The sequence below is a fragment of the Blastococcus sp. SYSU DS0828 genome (assembly GCF_054050975.1).
The window spans coordinates 231,612-249,983 of the sequence record NZ_JBJHAK010000001.1; the positions used below are offsets into that span (position 1 = coordinate 231,612).

The 18,372-nt window shown below is 74.0% G+C and carries 15 protein-coding genes; 7 read left to right on the forward strand and 8 right to left on the reverse strand.

Annotated features, from left to right (window positions below; genetic code table 11):
• Positions 1-28: 28 nt before the first annotated feature.
• The 7 genes from ACI79Q_RS01100 (at position 29) to galK (ending at position 8,228) form a co-directional block, all read left to right on the forward strand.
• Positions 29-958, forward strand: a complete 930-nt coding sequence (locus ACI79Q_RS01100) for an alpha/beta hydrolase fold domain-containing protein (RefSeq protein ID WP_456588255.1) — start codon at positions 29-31, stop codon at positions 956-958.
• Positions 955-1,806, forward strand: coding sequence for a fumarylacetoacetate hydrolase family protein (locus ACI79Q_RS01105; RefSeq protein ID WP_456600205.1), 852 nt, complete (start codon positions 955-957; stop codon positions 1,804-1,806). Before ACI79Q_RS01100 ends, ACI79Q_RS01105 begins: the two co-directional genes overlap by 4 nt.
• Positions 1,803-3,056: a DUF3500 domain-containing protein gene (locus tag ACI79Q_RS01110; protein ID WP_456600204.1), complete on the forward strand. Its 1,254-nt coding sequence runs from the start codon at positions 1,803-1,805 to the stop codon at positions 3,054-3,056. Before ACI79Q_RS01105 ends, ACI79Q_RS01110 begins: the two co-directional genes overlap by 4 nt.
• Positions 3,057-3,231: 175 nt before the next feature.
• Entirely contained in the window at positions 3,232-4,887 is a 1,656-nt protein-coding gene (locus ACI79Q_RS01115; protein WP_456600203.1) for an FAD-dependent monooxygenase, read from the forward strand.
• Positions 4,884-6,065, forward strand: coding sequence for a glycoside hydrolase family 1 protein (locus ACI79Q_RS01120; protein ID WP_456613963.1), 1,182 nt, complete (start codon positions 4,884-4,886; stop codon positions 6,063-6,065). The genes ACI79Q_RS01115 and ACI79Q_RS01120 overlap by 4 nt, the downstream gene beginning before the upstream one ends.
• 4 nt (positions 6,066-6,069) lie before the next feature.
• Positions 6,070-7,080: a UDP-glucose--hexose-1-phosphate uridylyltransferase gene (locus ACI79Q_RS01125; RefSeq protein WP_456588260.1), complete on the forward strand. Its 1,011-nt coding sequence runs from the start codon at positions 6,070-6,072 to the stop codon at positions 7,078-7,080.
• Positions 7,077-8,228 (forward strand): galactokinase, encoded by a 1,152-nt coding sequence (gene galK, locus ACI79Q_RS01130; RefSeq protein WP_456613964.1) that lies wholly within the window; start codon positions 7,077-7,079, stop codon positions 8,226-8,228. The genes ACI79Q_RS01125 and galK overlap by 4 nt, the downstream gene beginning before the upstream one ends.
• 67 nt (positions 8,229-8,295) lie before the next feature.
• Here galK and ACI79Q_RS01135 read toward each other — a convergent pair whose 3' ends face one another.
• From ACI79Q_RS01135 to ACI79Q_RS01170, 8 genes are all read right to left on the reverse strand, one after another.
• On the reverse strand, positions 8,296-9,774 hold the full coding sequence (locus ACI79Q_RS01135) for a rhamnulokinase (protein ID WP_456588262.1): 1,479 nt from the start codon (positions 9,772-9,774) through the stop codon (positions 8,296-8,298).
• The gene (locus ACI79Q_RS01140; RefSeq protein ID WP_456613965.1) at positions 9,774-11,810 is read right to left on the reverse strand and encodes a bifunctional aldolase/short-chain dehydrogenase; all 2,037 of its coding nucleotides are present in this window, start codon (positions 11,808-11,810) and stop codon (positions 9,774-9,776) included. Before ACI79Q_RS01140 ends, ACI79Q_RS01135 begins: the two co-directional genes overlap by 1 nt.
• Before the next feature lie 100 nt (positions 11,811-11,910).
• Positions 11,911-13,080 carry an L-rhamnose isomerase gene (gene rhaI / locus ACI79Q_RS01145; RefSeq protein WP_456588264.1) on the reverse strand — a complete coding sequence of 390 codons (1,170 nt, stop codon included), beginning with the start codon at positions 13,078-13,080 and terminating at the stop codon, positions 11,911-11,913.
• Positions 13,077-13,448, reverse strand: coding sequence for an L-rhamnose mutarotase (locus ACI79Q_RS01150; RefSeq protein WP_456613966.1), 372 nt, complete (start codon positions 13,446-13,448; stop codon positions 13,077-13,079). The genes rhaI and ACI79Q_RS01150 overlap by 4 nt, the downstream gene beginning before the upstream one ends.
• 91 nt (positions 13,449-13,539) lie before the next feature.
• Positions 13,540-14,628: a rhamnose ABC transporter substrate-binding protein gene (gene rhaS / locus ACI79Q_RS01155; protein ID WP_456595513.1), complete on the reverse strand. Its 1,089-nt coding sequence runs from the start codon at positions 14,626-14,628 to the stop codon at positions 13,540-13,542.
• 88 nt (positions 14,629-14,716) lie between these two features.
• The gene (locus ACI79Q_RS01160; RefSeq protein WP_456613967.1) at positions 14,717-15,748 is read right to left on the reverse strand and encodes an ABC transporter permease; all 1,032 of its coding nucleotides are present in this window, start codon (positions 15,746-15,748) and stop codon (positions 14,717-14,719) included.
• Positions 15,738-16,802 carry an ABC transporter permease gene (locus ACI79Q_RS01165; protein WP_456613968.1) on the reverse strand — a complete coding sequence of 355 codons (1,065 nt, stop codon included), beginning with the start codon at positions 16,800-16,802 and terminating at the stop codon, positions 15,738-15,740. The genes ACI79Q_RS01160 and ACI79Q_RS01165 overlap by 11 nt, the downstream gene beginning before the upstream one ends.
• A complete protein-coding gene (locus ACI79Q_RS01170; protein ID WP_456613969.1) occupies positions 16,799-18,337 on the reverse strand; it encodes a sugar ABC transporter ATP-binding protein in 1,539 nt (512 codons plus the stop codon). The genes ACI79Q_RS01165 and ACI79Q_RS01170 overlap by 4 nt, the downstream gene beginning before the upstream one ends.
• Positions 18,338-18,372 lie beyond the last annotated feature (35 nt).

The window sequence follows — 18,372 nt, forward strand, 5'->3', positions numbered from 1 at the left end:
GACCGCGCCCGGTCCCGTGAGGAGAGCCGTGCCCCCGCCCGCCCTGCCGCTCCCACCCGCGGCCCACGAGCTGCCCCTGCCCCCGCCCCGCCCGGGGCCCGGCGGCACCCGCGTCCTCCTCGGCGTCCCCTACGCGGCCCTGCCCGGGGCCCGCCCGCTGGAGCTGGACCTGTACCTGCCGGCCGGCACGACCCGCGCGCCGGTGGTCGTCTTCCTGCACGGTGGCGGCTGGCGGCTGGGCAGCCGGCACACCGCCGGCCCGATGTACCCGAACACCTCGCCGACGCCGTTCGAACGGGTCGCCCTGGCCGGGATCGCCGTCGCCAGCATCGACTACCGGCTCTCCGGCGAAGCCACGTTCCCCGCCCAGGTGCACGACGCGAAGGCCGCCGTCCGCTGGCTGCGCGCCCGGGCCGACGAGCTCGGGGTCGACGGCGGCCGGATCGCTGCCTGGGGCGAGTCGGCCGGCGGGCACCTCGCCGAGCTGCTCGGGCTGGTCACCGACGCGGGCCTCGAGGGAGACGTCGGCGTGACGGGCCCGTCCAGCGAGGTCACGGCCGTGGCCGCCTGGTACGCCCCCAGCGATGTCGCCGCGGTCGCCACGGACACCGGCGCCGACCCGCTGGACGGGGGCACGCGTGAGTCCCAGCTGCTGGGGGCCGCGGCACCGAACGTGCCGCAGCTGGCGGCCGCGGCGAGCCCGGTCAACCACGTCTCCCCCGCCGCGCCGCCGTTCCTGCTGCTGCACGGCAGCGCCGACCGCTTCGTCCCGCCCGTGCAGAGCGAGCGGATGGCCGCCGCCCTGCAGGGCGCGGGCGCCGACGTCGAGCTGCACCTGCTCGACGGCGCCGACCACATGTGGCTGGGCGCGCCGAACGCCGCCGCCCTCGCCCTGGACCTGACCACCGGCTGGCTGCAGGAGCACCTCGCCGCCGGCAACGACGAGGAGGACCGATGAGGATCGTGGGCATCCGCCGCCACGGCGGACCCGTGGAGGTGGCGTCGCTGTCCGGCGACGGCACGCAGGTGACCGTCGTCGCCGGCCTGGAGGAGTTCTGGGCCGACGCCCCCGGCCACCTCTCCCGGGTGGCCGGCGGGGACACGGTGCCGGTCGCCGACGTGCAGCTCGTACCGCCGGTGCTGCCCGGCGCGCGAGTGGTCTGCATCGGGCTGAACTACCTCAAGCACGTCGCCGAGGGCTCCTTCCGCGACCAGGAGATCCCGCCGTACCCGACGCTCTTCGCCCGGTGGACGCAGTCATTGACGGTCGGCGGCGCGGAGGTGCCGGTGCCGGCCGACGAGGACGGCCTGGACTGGGAGGGGGAGGTGATGGCGTACGTGGGCGCCCCCCTGGTCGACGCCACCCCGGACGAGGCGCTGGCCGCCGTCGTCGGCTACTCGACCTTCAACGACCTGACCTCGCGGCGGGCGCAGAAGCTCACCAGCCAGTGGATCCTCGGCAAGAACGGGGACAGCTCCGGCCCGCTCGGCCCGATGGTCCCCGCCGCGGAGGTCGGCGACCTGCGCGACGGGCTGCGGGTCCGCACGCGGGTCAACGGCGAGACCGTCCAGGACGGGCGCACCGACGAGATGGTCTACACCGTCGGGGACACCTTGGCGCACGTCTCCCGCACGTTCACCCTGCGCCCGGGCGACCTGCTGGCCACCGGCACGCCGTCGGGCGTCGGCTACGCCCGCACGCCTCCCTGGCTGCTGCAGCCCGGCGACGTCGTCGAGGTGGAGATCGATCGGCTCGGCGTCCTGCGCAACACGGTCGTCGGCAACGAGGCCCGGAGCGCCCGGTGAGCGGCGAGTTCCGGCAGTACCTCTTCCCCCACGACCACCCGCGGCTGGCCGAGGTCCGGGGCATGGACCCGTACGCCTACCGCGAGCACGCCCGGACGCCCGGCACCTTCACCGGGGGCCTGGTCGAGGGGTGGACGCCGCTCTACCGCACCGAGTTCCGCGGCGTCACCGAGGACGGCACGCTCCGCGAGGGGCTGTACCCCTTCGAGCCCGCCCGCCCGGGCGAGGAGGCACCGGTCGAGGCGATGGTCGCCGCCGCGCACGACCTGCTCGCGGTCCTGGACGACGAGGGCCGGGAGCGGCTCTGCTTCGACGCCGACGCCGTCGAGTGGCAGACCTGGGCCAACCCCGAGTTCATGCAGTTCGACACCGGGCTCCGGCTGGACCTGCAGCCCGACGTCGTGCGCGAGAGGGCGTTGGCCCTCATGCGCGCCTCCCTCTCCCCCGAGGGCTACGAGCTCGCGCACGCGATGATGCTGATCAACGGGTTCCTCGGCGAGGTCGTCGACCTCGAGACGGTCCTCAACGAGTTCAGCTACAACGTCGCCCTCTACGGGACGCCGGACCTGCGGGCGCCGTGGGGCTGGCAGCTGTTCGGCCACCACTGCGCGGTCAACTGCCTGGTGGTCGAGGGCCGCATGGTCGTCTCGCCGGTGTTCCTCGGCGCCGAGCCGGACGAGATCGACGAGGGCCCGCGCGCCGGGTTGGCCGACGTGTTCTCCGACCGGATAGCGCTCGGCACCGAGCTGATGGCGGCGCTGGATCCCGAGCAGCGCCGCGCGGCCACCGTCTACGAGCAGATGGTCGACCCGGCGATGCCACCCGGGCGGGTGCACCCCGGCGACGAACGGCACCTGGCGGGCGCCTTCCAGGACAACCGGGTCATCCCGTTCGAGGGCATCCGCGTCGCCGACCTGCCGGCCGCGGCGCAGGAGACCGCGCTGCGGATCGCCGAGTCGTTCGTGCGGCTGCTGCCCGAGGGCCCCCGTGCCGCTCGCCTGCGCGAGGTCGAGCAGCACCTCGGTGAGACGTGGTTCAGCTGGATCGGGGGCTGGCAGCCCGGTGACGTCTTCTACTACCGGCTCCAGTCGCCGGTGCTGATCGCGGAACTGGACCACCACTGCGGCGTCTTCCTGGACTACGACACCCCGAAGCCGTTCCACATCCACACCGTGCTGCGCACGCCGCACGGCAACGACTACGGCCGTGCGTGGGTCCGGCAGTGGCAGGAGCGGAACCCCCCGGCCTGAGACGCGGACGGGGAGGTTCCGCTCTGCCGGCCAATGGCAACGGACTACATCGGCGTGATCCCTGCCACCGATCCTGGACCCGGCGCGCGAAGGTCTCCGCCCGCAGGACCGCCGCCTCCCCGCCCCCTCGCTCGTCCACCCGCCCACGCGGGTGGTGCCCCCGACAGGAGTCCTCATGACCACCGTGCCCGCCCGCGTCCCGGTGCTGATCGTCGGCGGCGGCCCCAGCGGCCTCGCGGCGGCGATCGAGCTCGGTCGCCGCGGCGTCGAGGTGCTCGTCGTCGAGCCGCGCACCGAGCTGGACCCGCTGCGCCCCCGCGCGAAGACGACCAGCGTCCGGACCATGGAGCACCTGCGCCGCTGGGGCATCGCCGACCGGCTGCGGGCCGCCGCCCCGCTGCCGGTCTCCTACGCGCAGGACGTCGTCTTCGTCACCGGTCTGTTCGGCTCGGAGATCACCCGTTTCCCGAACGCCTTCGGCCTGTGGTGCCGGCCGCAGGAGGTCGCCGCCGAGGCCGGGCAGCAGGCGCCGCAGTCGCTGGTCGAGCAGGTCCTCCGCGAGGCGGCCGCCGAGCTGCCGAGCGTCACCCTCCTGGTGGGCTGGCGGGCGGCCGCGGTCCTCGACGGGCCCGTCGAGGCGCAGGCGGTGCTCGAGGACCCCACCGGCGTGCCGCACCGGGTCACCGCCGATTACCTGCTGGGCTGCGACGGCAGCGGCGGGATCACCCGCGCCGCGATCGGCGCCCGGTACGAGGGCTCCTCCGGCACGCTGCCCAACCTGAGCATCACCTTCCGCAGCCGGGCCCTCGAGGAGCGCGAGCTGTGCGCCCTGGGTGTGCACTACTGGGTCATCGGCGCCGAGCGCGGCGGTCTCATGGGCCGGCTGGACCTCGACGGCACCTGGTGGGCGATCGTGCAGGGCGTCGACACCCGCACCGAGGGCGTCGACCCGGTCGCGCTCGTGCGGACCCTCGTCGGCGCCGACGTGGACGTCGAGGTGCTGGCCACCGACCCGTGGTCGGCGCGGATGCTCCTGGTAGACCGGTACCGCGGCGAGCGGGTCTTCCTCGTCGGCGATGCCGCCCACCTCAACCCGCCGTGGGGCGGGCACGGCTTCAACACCTGCGTCGGCGACGCGGTCAACCTCGGCTGGAAGCTCGCCGCCGTCCTGCAGGGCTGGGCGCCCGCGTCGCTCCTGGACAGCTACGAGGTGGAGCGGCGGCCGGTGGCCCACCGGACGATCGGCGCGGCCGGCGCGCAGGAGTCGTTCCTGGCGCCCTCGTTCGCCGAGGCCGACCTCGACGACCCCGGGACCGCGGGGCAGCTGCTGCGCAGCGACCTCGCCCGCCGGCTGCAGGTGAAGGACGGCGAGTTCCACAGCCTGGGCCTCGTGCTCGGCTACGACTACGCCGGCTCCCCGGTCGTCGTCCCCGACGGCGCCCCCGTGCCGGGACCTGAACTCGGCACCTACAGCCCATCGGCCCACGCCGGGGCCCGGTTGCCGCACACCTGGCTGCCCGACGGCACATCGGTCTACGACCTGCTCGGCGACGGCTTCGCCCTCCTCCGGCTCGCCGGCGGCGGCGCCGCGGCGGACCTGACCGCGGCGGCGGAGCGGCTGCGGATCCCGCTGCGCACCGTCGACCTGACCCACCTGCCGGAGCTACGCCCGCGGTACTCCGCCGACCTGGTGCTCGTGCGGCCCGACCAGCACGTCGCCTGGCGCGGGGACCGGATCACGGACCCCGAGCACCTGCTGCACGTCGTCGTCGGGGACGACGGCCGCACCCCCCTTCCCGTCCCGTCCGCGCTCGAGGAGCTCGCCCGATGACCGGTCCCTTCCCTGATGGCTTCCTCTGGGGCGCCGCCACCGCCGCCCACCAGGTCGAGGGCGGCAACGTCAACAACGACCACTGGGAGCTCGAGCACGCCGAGCACTCCCCCTTCGCCGAGCCGAGCGGCGACGCCTGCGACTCCTGGCACCGGTGGCCCGAGGACCTCGACCTCGTGGCCGGCGCCGGCCTGAACACCTACCGGTTCAGCCTCGAGTGGAGCCGCATCGAGCCGGCCGAGGGCGAGTTCTCCCGGGCGAACCTGGACCACTACCGGCGGATCCTCGACGGCTGCCGCGACCGCGGGCTCACCCCGATCGTCACGCTCGTCCACTTCACGATGCCCCGGTGGCTGCTGCACGACGGCGGCTGGACCGGCGCCCGGACCGGCGACCGCATCGCGCGGTTCACCGAGTACGTGGCCCCGGCCCTGCGCGACGCCAGCTACGTCGCCACGCTCAACGAGCCCAACCTGATGGCGGCCCAGCCGGTGATGGGTGCGATGGCGCGCCGCGGCGAGCCGATCAAGGGCCTCCCCCGACCCGACCAGGGCGTCGCCGAGGCCCTGCTGGAGCTGCACCGCCGCAGCATGGAGGTCCTCCGCGGTGCCGGCTCCCCACCGGCCGGCATGACGCTGGTCGGCCGGGAGCACATCGCCGAGGACGGCGGCGAGGAGCGGATGCAGGAGGACCGCGCGGCCTTCGAGGACCAGTTCTTCGCCGCGGCCGCGGACGACGACTGGCTGGGCCTGCAGATCTACACCTGCGCGCGGTTCGGCCCGGACGGCCTGATCGCCCCCGCTCCGGAGCTGCAGACCCTCGCTCACGGCATGGAGCGCCGGCCGCAGGCGCTGGGGGCCGCCGTGCGGCGGGCCGCCGAGGTGCTGCCGGACACACCGCTGCTGGTCACCGAGAACGGCATCGCCACCGCGGACGACGACGACCGCATCGCCTTCACCGACGAGGCGCTGCGCAGCCTGGCCGCGGCGATCGCCGACGGCGCCGACGTGCGGGGCTACGTGCACTGGAGCCTGCTGGACAACTTCGAGTGGATGCTCGGCTACCGGCCCACCTTCGGCCTGGTCGCCGTCGACCGGGAGACATTCGCCCGCAGCCCCAAGCCGAGCCTCGCCTGGCTGGGCGGCGTCGCCGGCCGCAACGGCCTTCCTGCATCCTGACCTGGTGTTCAACTCGACGCACCGACGGCGCAACCCGCTCACCGGCGAGTGGGTCCTCGTCTCCCCGCACCGGACCGCGCGTCCCTGGCAGGGGCAGGTCGAGGACCCGGCGGTGCCCCGGCTGCCCGCCTACGACCCCGGCTGCTACCTCTGCCCGGGCAACGAGCGGGCCGGCGGGCAGCGCACCCCGCGGTACGACGGCACCTTCGTCTTCGACAACGACTTCGCGGCGCTGACCCCGGACGTGCCGGCCGCGGCCACGGACCGATCCGGCCTGCTGGTCGCCGAGAGCGAGCGCGGCGTCTGCCGGGTGGTCTGCTACTCGCCCCGGCACGACCTCGCGCTCGGGCAGCTGCCGGAGGACCAGATTCGCGGGGTGGTGGACACCTGGGCCGACCAGTACACCCAGCTCGGCGGGCTGGACTGGGTCAGCTGGGTGCAGGTGTTCGAGAACCGCGGCGCGGCCATGGGCGCCAGCAACCCCCACCCGCACGGCCAGATCTGGGCGCAGGAACGGCTGCCCACCGAGGCGGTGCGCGAGCTCGCCACCCAGCAGGCCGCCGCCGAGGCGGGGAGCTGCCTGCTCTGCGAGTACCTGGCCGTCGAGGAGGCCGACGGCGAACGCGTCGTCTTCCGCGACGAGCACGTCACCGTGCTGGTCCCCTTCTGGGCGGTCTGGCCGTTCGAGACCCTCGTGCTGCCGCGCGCCCACTGCGGCGCGGTGCCCGACCTCGATGGCGCCCGGCGGGACGCGCTGGCCGGCGCGCTGGGCCGGCTCGCCCGCTGCTACGACGGGCTCTTCGGGGTGCCCTTCCCGTACACGATGGGCCTGCACCAGCGCCCCACCGACGGGCGCGAGCACCCGGGCTGGCACCTGCACGGGCACTTCTACCCGCCGCTGCTGCGCTCGGCGACGGTGCGCAAGTTCATGGTCGGTTACGAGATGCTCGCGCAGCCGCAGCGCGATCTCACCCCCGAGAGCGCGGCCGCCCGGCTGCGGGAGGTGACCGCGTGACCGGCGTCGCGGCTCGCGAGACCTTCGCCCGGACCGTAGGTGGCGAGCCCGATCTCGTCGTCCGCTCCCCCGGGCGGGTCAACCTGATCGGCGAGCACACCGACTACAACGACGGCTTCGTGCTCCCGGCCGCCCTGGACCGGGGCACGGTCGTCGCGGCCCGCCGGCGGTCCGACGGCCGGCTGCGGACGACCGCCGTGCGCATGGGCGGGAACGACGACCGGGCGGTGGCCGACCTGCGGCCGCAGGAGGGCGCCGGCTGGTCCCGCTACGTGGCCGGGGCCGCGGCCGTGCTCCAGGACGAGGGGCACCAGCTGACGGGCGCGGACCTGGTGATCGACAGCGATCTGCCGATCGGGGCCGGCCTCTCCTCGTCCGCGTCGCTGGAGCTCGGCGTGATGGTCGCGCTGCTGGCGCTGACCGGGGACGCGCTCCCGCCGGAGACGCTGGCCCGCCTCGGCCAGCGGGTGGAGAACGAGGTCATCGGCGTGCGCACCGGCATCATGGACCAGCTCGCGATCGCCGGCGGCGTCGCCGGGCACGCGGTGCTCGTCGACTGCCGCAGCCTCGCCACCGAGGCGGTCCCCGTGCCGTCCGGGACGGCGATCCTCGTTCTCGACAGCGCCGTTCCGCGCACCCTGGCCGGCTCGGCGTACAACGACCGGCGGGCCGAGTGCGAGTCCGCCGTCGCCGCGCTCAGCACCGTCGATCCCGGCCTGCGGGCGCTGCGCGACGTCTCCCCCGACCTGCTCGCCGAGCACGCCCGGCTGCTCGACGGGGTGCAGCTGCGCCGGGCGCGGCACGTCGTCGGGGAGAACGCCCGGGTGCTGGCCGCCGCAGACGCGCTCCGGCGCGGGGACGCGCGCGCCTTCGGGGAGCTGATGGACCGGTCGCACGCCTCGCTGCGCGACGACTACGAGGTGAGCGTGCCGGAGCTGGACGCACTGGTTGGCATCGCCCGCGGCACGGCAGGCGTGCTCGGGGCGCGGCTGACCGGGGCCGGCTTCGGGGGGTGCGCGGTGGCGCTGGTGGAGCGCGACTCCGCTGCAGCGGCGGCCGCGGCGATCACCGCGGCCTACCGTTCGGCCACGGGCCGGCGGGGAGAGGCGACGATCTGCACGCCGTCGGACGGCACCGGGGTGGTGTGACCGCGCGGGCGCTCCGAGGGGGTCCGGGCGGTCGGCCCCGCGTCCGGGAGCCGACCGCCCGAACTGATCAGCCCGAGCCGGAAACCGGGCCGATCCGCCGGTCCGCCGCCGCCCACGCGGCCGCCGCACCGGACGAGGGGAGGTACGTGCGCGTCTCCTGGGTGGCCCGGAGGAGCGCTCGCAACTCGGCGAGCCCTCCCTCGAGCACCCCGGCGGCACGGGCCTGGACCAGGGCGTTGCCCAGGGCCGCGGCCTCGACCGGGCCGGCGACCACCGGCAGGCCGCACGCGTCCGCGGTGAGCTGGCACAGCAACTCGTTGCGGGCGCCCCCGCCGACCAGGTGCACCACCTCGACGTCCCGGCCGGAGAGCTCCGCCGCCCGGCGGACGGTGCGCCGGTAGGCCAGCGCCAGGCTGTCGAGGATGCAGCGCACCGTCTCGGCCTGGCTCTGCGGTGGGGTCTGGCCGGTCTCCCGGCAGACCGCGGCGATGCGCGCCGGCATGTCCCCCGGCGGCAGGAACCGGGAGTCGTCGGGATCGACGACCGCGGTGAAGGCCGGCACCCGGGCCGCCGCGGCGAGCAGGTCGGCCAGGTCCGCGGGCAGGCCGGCGGCCGCCCAGGTGCGCACCGACTCCTGCAGCAGCCACAGCCCCATCACGTTGCGCAGGTAGCGCACCGTGCCGTCGACCCCGAGCTCGTTGGTGAACCCGGCCCGGCGGCTGTCCTCGGTGAGGACCGGAGCGTCCAGCTCGAGGCCGACCAGCGACCACGTGCCGCACGAGACGTAGGCGAACCGGTCGGACTCCGCAGGCACCCCGACCACCGCCGACGCCGTGTCGTGCGACCCGACCGCGGTCACCGGGACCGGTCCGGCCAGACCCGTCTCGGCGAGCACCTCGGCGGTCAGCTCCCCCAACCGCTCCCCCGGCTGCCGCAGCGGTGGCAGCAGCCCCCGGTCCAGACCGAGCCGGTCGACGACGTCCCACGCCCACTCCCGGGTCGTCGCGTCGAGCAACCCGGTGGTGGAGGCGTTGGTGACCTCCGCGCCCACCGCGCCGGTGAGCCAGTACGCCAGCAGGTCGGGGACCAGCAACGCCGTCCGGGCGGCGGCGAACTGCGCGCTCCCCCGGGCCGCGGCAAGCTGGAACACCGTGTTGAACGGCAGGTGCTGCAGGCCGTTGACCCGGTACAGCTCGTCGGGCGGGACGACCGCGTGCACGTCCGGCACCGCGGTGGCGTGCCGGCCGTCGCGGTAGTGCAGCGGGTTGCCCAGCAGCGCGCCGTCGGCGTCCAGCAGCCCGACGTCGACCGCCCAGCTGTCGATGCCGACCCCGTCCAGCCGGCCGGCGTCCCGGCCGGCCGCCCGCAACCCGTCGAGCACGCCGGCGTAGAGCCCGAGCACGTCCCAGTGCAGGGTGCCCGCCGTGCGCACCGGCCGGTTCGGGAAGCGGTGCACCTCGTGCAGGTCGAGCCGATCCGGGCGCACCGTCGCGGCCATCACCCGGCCGCTGGAGGCGCCGAGGTCGACGGACGCGAAGGCGGGCATCAGCGGAGGAAGGCGCCGGCGACGCCGGAGTCGACCGGGACGTGCAGCCCGGTGGTGCGGGTGAGCTCGCCACCGGTGAGCGCGAAGACGGCGTCGGCCACGTGGTCGGGCAGCACCTCGCGCTTGAGCAGCGTGCGCTGGGCGTAGAACTCGCCGAGCTCCTCCTCCTTGACCCCGTAGACGGCCGCGCGCTGCGCACCCCACCCACCGGCGAAGATGCCCGAGCCCCGGACGACCCCGTCGGGGTTGATGCCGTTGACCCGGATCTGGTGCGGCCCGAGCTCCGCCGCCAGCAGCCGCACCTGGTGGGCCTGGTCGGCCTTGGTGGCGCCGTAGGCAAGGTTGTTCGGGCCGGCGAACAGCGAGTTCTTGCTGGAGATGTAGACGACGTCGCCGCCCATCCCCTGCTCGATCATGATGCGCGCCGCCTCGCGGGAGACGAGGAAGCTGCCCTTGGCCATGACGTCGTGCTGGAGGTCCCAGTCGGCCTCGGTGGTCTCCAGCAGCGGCTTCGAGATCGACAGCCCGGCGTTGTTGACCACCAGGTCGACGCCGCCGAACGCGAGGCAGGCCTCGCGGAAGGCGGCGGCCACGGCCTCGGCGTCGCTGACGTCGGCGGCCACGCCGAGCGCGACGTCGGACGAGCCGATCTCCTCCGCGGCGACCTGCGCCCTGGCGAGGTCCAGGTCGGCGACGACGACGCAGGCGCCCTCGCGGGCCAGCCGCTGGGCGATCGCCTTGCCGATGCCGCTGGCCGCGCCGGTGACCAGCGCCACCCGGGACGCCAGCGGCTTGGGCTTCGGCATGCGCTGGAGCTTGGCCTCCTCCAGCGACCAGTACTCGATGCGGAACTTCTCGCTCTCGTCGATCGGCGCGTAGCTGGAGACCGCCTCGGCGCCGCGCATCACGTTGATGGCGTTGACGTAGAACTCACCGGCCACCCGCGCGGTCTGCTTGTTGGCGCCGAAGCTGAACATGCCCACGCCCGGCACCAGCACGATCGCCGGGTCGGCGCCGCGCATGGCCGGGCTGTCCGGGGTGGCGTGCCGGGAGTAGTAGGCCGCGTACTCGGCGCGGTACTCCTCGTGCAGCTCCTTCAGCCGCGCGACGACGTCCTCCACCGGGGCGTCGGCCGGCAGGTCGACGACCATCGGGCGCACCTTGGTGCGCAGGAAGTGGTCCGGGCAGGAGGTGCCCAGCGCGGCGAGGGGGGCGAGCTTCTCGCGGGAGAGGAACTCCAGGACGACGTCGGAGTCGGTGAAGTGGCCGACCTGCGGCTTGTCGGTGGATGCCAGTCCGCGGATCACCGGCGCGAGCGCGGCGGCCTTGGCGCGGCGCTGCTCCTGCGGCAGCGGCTCGAAGCCGGGGACGACGGCGCCGAACGGCTCGGCCTTCCCCTTCTCGGCGAGGAACGCCTCCGCAGTGCGGATGATCTCGAGGCTGTTGGCCTCGCACTCCTCGCTGGTGGCGCCCCACGCGGTGATGCCGTGCCCACCGAGGATGCAGCCGATCGCCTGCGGGTTCTTCTCCTTGATCGCGGCGATGTCCAGGCCGAGCTGGAAACCGGGCCGGCGCCACGGCACCCAGACCACGCGGTCGCCGAAGCACTCGCGGGTGAGCGCCTCGCCGTCGGCCGCCGTCGCCAGGGCGATGCCGGAGTCCGGGTGGAGGTGGTCGACGTGCGCGGCGTCGACGAGGCCGTGCATCGCGGTGTCGATCGACGGTGCGGCGCCACCGCGGCCGTGCAGGCAGAAGTCGAAGGCGTGGACCATCTCGTCCTCGCGGTCGACACCCGGGTAGACGTCGACGAGCGAGCGGAGCCGGTCCAGCCGGAGGACGGCGAGGCCGGCCTCCTTCAGGGTGCCCAGGTCGCCGCCGGAGCCCTTGACCCAGAGCAGCTCGACCGGCTGCCCGGTGACCGGGTCGGTCTCGCTGCCCTTGGCGGAGGTGTTGCCGCCGGCGTAGTTGGTGTTGCGCGGATCGGCGCCCAGCCGGTTGCTGCGCTCGATGAGGTCACTGACCACGGGGTTGCTCACGTTCGGGAGTCCTCTCTTGATGGCGTTTCGTGCCCAGCCGTGGCCCCCTGCAGGGCCCCGCCGCGAGCGGAGCGAGTGGCGGGGGGCAGGGGGTCCTTTCTCAGGCGCCCCAGCCGGCCTGCTGGCCGCCGACGCGCTCGCGCTCGATGCGCTGCTGGTAGCCGCTGCGCGCATAGGCCGCGTAGGGGTCGGGGTCCAGGCCCTGGGACTCCCGCAGCTCGCCCAGCAGCGGGCGGACGTCGGTGCTGAACGCGTCCATGAGCACCGAGTGCGCGTCGAGCACCTCACCGGCCTGCTGCGCGGCCGCCAGGGCCTCGCGGTCGACCAGCAGCGCCTTCGCCGTCGCCTCCTGGACGTTCATCACCGAACGGATCTGCCCGGGGATCTTCTTCTCCAGGTTGTGGCACTGGTCGAGCATGAAGTTGACGCCGGACTCCGGGCGGAGCGCGTCGTTGCCGACGATCTCGTTCATGATCCGGAACAGCTGGAACGGGTCGGCCGAGCCGACGATGAGGTCGTCGTCGGCGTAGTTGCGGGAGTTGAAGTCGAAGGCGCCCAACCGCCCGGCCCGCAGCAGCTGCATGACGATGAACTCGATGTTGGTGCCCGGGGCGTGGTGCCCGGTGTCGAGGACGACCGTGGCCTGCTCCCCCAGCGCCAGGCAGTGCACCAGCGAGGTGCCCCAGTCGGGGATGTCCATCGCGTAGAAGTGCGGCTCGAAGAACTTGTACTCGAGCAGGATGCGGTGCTCCGGGTCGAGCATCGCGTAGATCTGCTGGAGGGAGTCGGCCAGCCGGTCCTGCCGGGAGCGGAGGTCGTCCTGGCCCGGGTAGTTGGTGCCGTCGGGCAGCCAGATCTTGAGGTCGGTGGAGCCGGTCTGGCGCATGACCTCGATGCACTGCGCGTGGTGCTCGACCGCGCGGCGGCGCACCGCCGGGTCGGCGTGGGTGAGCGAGCCGAGCTTGTACTCGTCGTCCTGGAACAGGTTCGAGTTGATCGCGCCGATCGTGACGCCGAGGTCGCGGGCGTGTGCGGCCAGCTTGCCGTAGTCGTCGACGAGGTCCCACGGGATGTGCAGGGATACCCGCGGCGCGGCACCGGTGTGGCGGTGCACCTGGGCGGCGTCCTCGAGCTTCTCGTAGGGGTCGCGGGCGACGCCCGGCTGGCCGAACACCTTGAACCGGGTGCCGGAGTTGCCGAACGCCCAGGACGGGAGCTCGATGGTCTGGTCGGCCAGCGCCGCGAGGGCGCCGGTGCGGAGGTCGGTCACGGGCGTGCTCCGTTCGAGTGCGGGGGTGGTACCTGCTCGAGCGCCGCGATCTGGGCGTCGAGGTCGAAGACGAGATCGAGCTGCTGCTTGGCGCGGCCGTCGCCGCCGGGGAGGTCGAAGAAGGGCGCCATCTCGGCCTCCCACCGGGCGCTCACGTCGGTGGCGTCCATGGCCGCTTGCGCGGCGGCGAGGTCGTCGGCGACGACGGTGCCGACGAGCAGGCCGTCGTCGCGCAGGAAGAGCTGGTAGTCGCGCCACCCGGCGTCCCGCAGCGCGTGCAGCATCTCCGGCCAGACGGCGGCGTGCCGCTCGCGGTACTCGGCCAGCCGGTCGGGCCGGACCTGCAGGGTGAAGCAGATGCGGGGCACGAGGAAGTTCCTCTCAGGTGTTCGGGCGCGGGCCGGGCCTGCCACCGCCGACCGGACGACGGCCGGCGGCGGCAGGCGAGGTGCGATCGGCTCAGAAGTCGAACTCGCCGATGTTCTCGGCGTCGAAGACCGTGGGTTCGCCGAGGACGACGACCCCGCCCTCCTCGACGGTGTACTCGCCCAGCTCGCCGGCCTCGAAGGTCTCGCCCTCCTGGCCGGTGATCTGCCCGGCGGCGAGGGCCGCCCCGGCGTAGGCGGCCAGGTAGCCCAGCTCCTCGGGGTTCCAGAGCGCGAACGCCTGGACGGTGCCGTCCTCCACGTACTCGCGCATCTGGTTCGGCGTGCCGAGACCGGTCAGCGCGACCTCGCCCTTGTACTCGGAGCCGGACAGGTACCGCGCCGCCGCTGCGATGCCGACAGTGGTCGGCGAGATGATGGCGTCGAGGTCGGGGTGGGTCGCCAGCAGACCCTGGGTCTCCTGGAAGGACTTCTGGTCCTCGTCGTCGCCGTAGACGGTGGCCACGATCTCGATGCCGGGGTACTCCTCGGCGGCGTACTCCTTCATCATCTCGATCCACGCGTTCTGGTTCGTGGCGTTGGCCGTCGCCGACAGGAAGGCCACCTGGCCCTCGCCGCCGATCTGCTCGGCCACCAGGTCGATCTGGGTCTGCGCGATGCCCTCGGCCGTCGCCTGGTTGATGAACAGGTCACGGCACTCGGGGTCGGTGTCGGAGTCGAAGGTGACGACGGCGGCGCCGGCCGAGCGTGCCTGGTCGAGCGCGCCGCAGATCGCGTTCGGGTCGTTGGCCGAGGTCAGGATGACGTCGGCGCCCTGCTGGGTGAGCGTGTTGATGTAGCTCACCTGCGAGGAGGCGCTCGCCTCCGACGGACCGGTGACCGTGAGCTCGCCGTCGAACTCTGAGACGGCTGCCTCCGCGCCGTCGGCGGCGGTGTCGAAGTACGGGTTGTTGACCTGCTTGGGCAGGAAGGCGACGGCGAGGTCGGCGGGGATCTCGGCGTCCGGGTTCGCCTCGGCGGCCGCGCCGCCTCCGCCGCCGGTGGTCTCCTCGTCGCCGCGGGTGGTGCCGCCACAGGCGGCCGTCGCGAGGACGAGGGCGGCGACGGCGACACCCGTCACGCCGCCGCGCAGCGGCCGGCGGCCGGTCAGGAAGCTGGTCATTGGTTCCCTCTCTGGAGTGCGCCGGCGTGAGAGCGGCCGGGGTCGGTGGGTCGGACGGGCACCCGTCGGTGGGTGCACGGCGGTGGTGTCACGGGATCCGGCTCCGGGCAGCGGCACGCCGCCGGACCCATCCGATGACCTGGGGGGCGACCACGGCGGCGATGAGCAGCACGCCGGTCACGATGTTGAGGACGTCGGCCGGCACGCTGGCCAGGCGCAGGGCGTTGCGCACGGCACCGAGGAGGAGCGCGCCGGCGAGGACGCCGACCATCCCTCCCCGGCCGCCGAAGATCGACACCCCGCCCAGCAGGATGGCGGCGACGACCTGCAGCTCGAGCCCGGTGGCGTTGTCGGCGCGGGCGCTGCCGTAGCGGAGGGTCCAGTAGACCCCGCCCAGCGCGGCGATCACCCCGGTGACGACGAACAGCCAGAACTTGGTGCGGGCGACGTCGATGCCGCTGAAGCGGGCGGCGTCCTCGCTGTTGCCGATCGCGTACAGCGACCGCCCGATCGGGGTGGCGTGCAGCACGACGCCGAAGACGAGGACCAGGACCGCGAGGGGGACGGCCGCCACGGGGATCCCCGAGTCGCCGATCGTGCTGATCGCCCACGTGGTCCACGCCCGGGGGAAGTCGGCCACCGCCTGGTCACCGAGCACGACGAAGGCCAGCCCCCGGTAGAGGGCGAGGCTGCCGATGGTGACCGCCAGCGACGGCAGGCCCAGCCGGGTCACCAGCGCGCCGTTGACCGCCCCGAGCACGGCGCCCAGGAGCAGGCACAGCGGGACGATGAGCTCCAGCGGGAGGCCGGCGATCCACAGCTGGCCCATCACGGCCCCGGTGAGGCCGACCGTGCTGGCGACCGACAGGTCGATCTCGCCGGTGATGATCACCATCGTCAGCGGGAGCGCGATGAGCACGATGACGATCACGTCGAGCAGCAGGAAGCCGGTGTTGCGCGCGGTGGCGAAGCCATCGACCGAGAGGGAGGCCAGCAGCACGAAGACGACGAGCACCAGGGTGATGACCCCGTCGCCGGTGCCCAGCAGCCGCATCCGGTCCGACAGCGTCCGCGGCGGCGCCTGGTCCTCGGCGGGCGGGGCGACGGTCTCAATGGCCACGGGAACTCCTCCTCCGCAGGCGCCCGGCCAGGCGCAGCGCGAGCACCCGGTCCAGCGCGATGGCGGCGATGATCAGGGCGCCGACGGCGGCGTTGCGCCAGAACGGGTCGATGCCGAGCTGCGGCAGGGCGGTGCCGATGGTGGTGAGGAGCAGGGCGCCGAGCGCCGCGCCGGCCACCGAGCCGCTCCCGCCGAAGATGGCCACGCCGCCGACGACGGCGGCGGCGACGACGGTCAGCTCGTACCCGGTGCCGGCGGTCGCGTCCAGCGTCTGGAAGCGGGCCGCGTACAGCACCCCGGCCAGCCCCGCGAGCGCCCCGTTGACCACGAACGCGGTGAGCACCCGCCCGCCGACCGGGATGCCGGACAACCGCGCGGCGTCCGGGTCCGAGCCGATGCCGTACATCTCCCGGCCGCTGCGGTAGCTCCGCAGGTAGTAGCCCACGACGAGCACCACCAGGACGGCGACGAGGAAGAGCACCGGGATGCCGAGCAGCCGGGCGGTCCCCAGGGACTTGAACCCGCCGGGCAGATCGGCGGCGTTGATCTGCAGCCGGCCGCTGGTGCTGGCCCACAGGGCGTCGATGCCGCGGAAGACGTAGAGGGTGCCCAGGGTGACCACGAGCGAGGGCACCTTCGCGACGGCGACGATCACCCCGTTGACGACGCCCGCGACGGCGCCGACCGCCATGCCGACGAGCACCGCCAGCAGTACCGGCGTGTCCGGCTGCGTCGCCAGCAGCGTCCCGGTCGCGTAGGCCGACAGGCCGAGCGTCGAGCCGACGGAGAGGTCGACGTTCCGGGTGATGATCACCATCGTCTGGCCGGCCGCCAGCACCGTCAGGATGGACGCCGACAGCAGCAGGTCGCGGATGTTCTGCTGGGAGAGGAACCGCGGCTGGACGACCACCGTCACGACGACGAGCAGCAGCAGCGCGGCGAGGATGCCGAACTCGCGGACGGCGAACAGCCGGTGCACCAGCGAGCTGCCGCCGGTGCCGCGGCCGGACGTCTCCTCCGGGGCGGCGGGAGGCCGGGTCACCGCCGTGCTCACGACGCCACCGCCGTGCGGGTCGCCTGACCGGTGGCCGCGAGCATCACGTTGCCCTCGTCGGCCCGGGAGCGCGGGATGTCGTCGACCAGCCGCCCCTCGTGCATGACGAGGACGCGGTCAGCCATGCCCAGCACCTCGGGGAGCTCGCTGGAGACCATGACGACCGCCATCCCCTCCGCGGCGAGCTGCGACATCAGCCGGTGCACCTCCGCCTTGGTGCCGACGTCGATGCCCCGGGTCGGCTCGTCGACGATCAGCACCTTCGGCCCGGTGGAGAGCCACTTGGCCAGCACGACCTTCTGCTGGTTGCCGCCGGACAGGGTGGAGACGGGATCGCTGAGCCTGCCTGCCTTCACCTGCATCCGCCGGGTCCACTCCGCCGCGGCGTCCCGCTCGCGCCGGGCGGACAGCCAGCCCCGCCGGGACAGGGCCCACCGGCGGGTGAGCGTGGTGTTGCGCTCGACGGAGAGCTCCATGACCAGGCCCTGCTGACGGCGGTCCTCGGGCACCAGCGCGACGCCGGCGGCCATGGCCGCTGCGGGGCTGCCGCGGCGGAGCTCCTGGCCGGCGATGCGCACGGTGCCGGCGTCGTAGGGGTCGACGCCGAACACCGCGCGCACGACCTCGCTGCGGCCCGCCCCGACCAGGCCGGCCAGCGCGACGATCTCACCGGCGTGCACGTCGAAGGAGACGTCGCTGAAGACCCCGGCGCGGGTGAGCCCGCGGACCTCGAGCAGCACCTCGCCGGGCTCGACGTCCTGCTTGGGGAAGAGGGTGGCGACCTCGCGGCCCACCATCGCGTGCACGACCCGGTCGACGGTCAGCTCCGAGGTGCGGTCGGTGGAGACCCACTCGCCGTCGCGCATGACGGTGATCCGGTCGCAGAGTTCGAACACCTCGTCGAACCGGTGGGAGATGAACAGCACCGCGGCGCCGGCCTCCCGCAGGGCGCGGGCGACGGCGAACAGCCGCTCGACCTCGACGCCGGACAGCGCGGCGGTCGGCTCGTCCATGACCAGCACCCGCGCGTCGAACGACAGCGCCTTGGCGATCTCCACCATCTGCTGGTCGGCGATCGACAGGCCACGCGCGGGTCGGTCGGGGTCCAGGTCCACGCCGAGGCGGTCGAACAGCTCGCGGCACCGCGCGGCCATCGCCTTGCGGTCGATGCGCCGACCGGCCGTCAGGGGCTGCCGGCCCATGAAGATGTTCTCCGCGACCGACAGGTCGGGGAAGAGCGTGGGCTCCTGGTAGATCACCGCGATGCCCGCGGCCCGTGCGGTCGCCGGGCTGTCCAGGCGCGCCGGTTCGCCGTCCAGGAGCACCCGTCCGCCGTCGGGGGCGTGCACCCCGGCGAGGATCTTCACCAGCGTCGACTTGCCCGCGCCGTTCTCACCGACCAGGGCGTGCGCCTCACCGGCGCGCAGCTCCAGCCGGGCGCCGCGGAGCGCGGCGACCGCCCCGAAGGACTTGCGCACGTCCTCCAGCGCGAGGACGACGTCGCCGGGCGGCGCCGGCTCCCTCGTGTGGTCCACAGTGACCGCCTCCGTGTCCGGTGTCATCGCTGTGA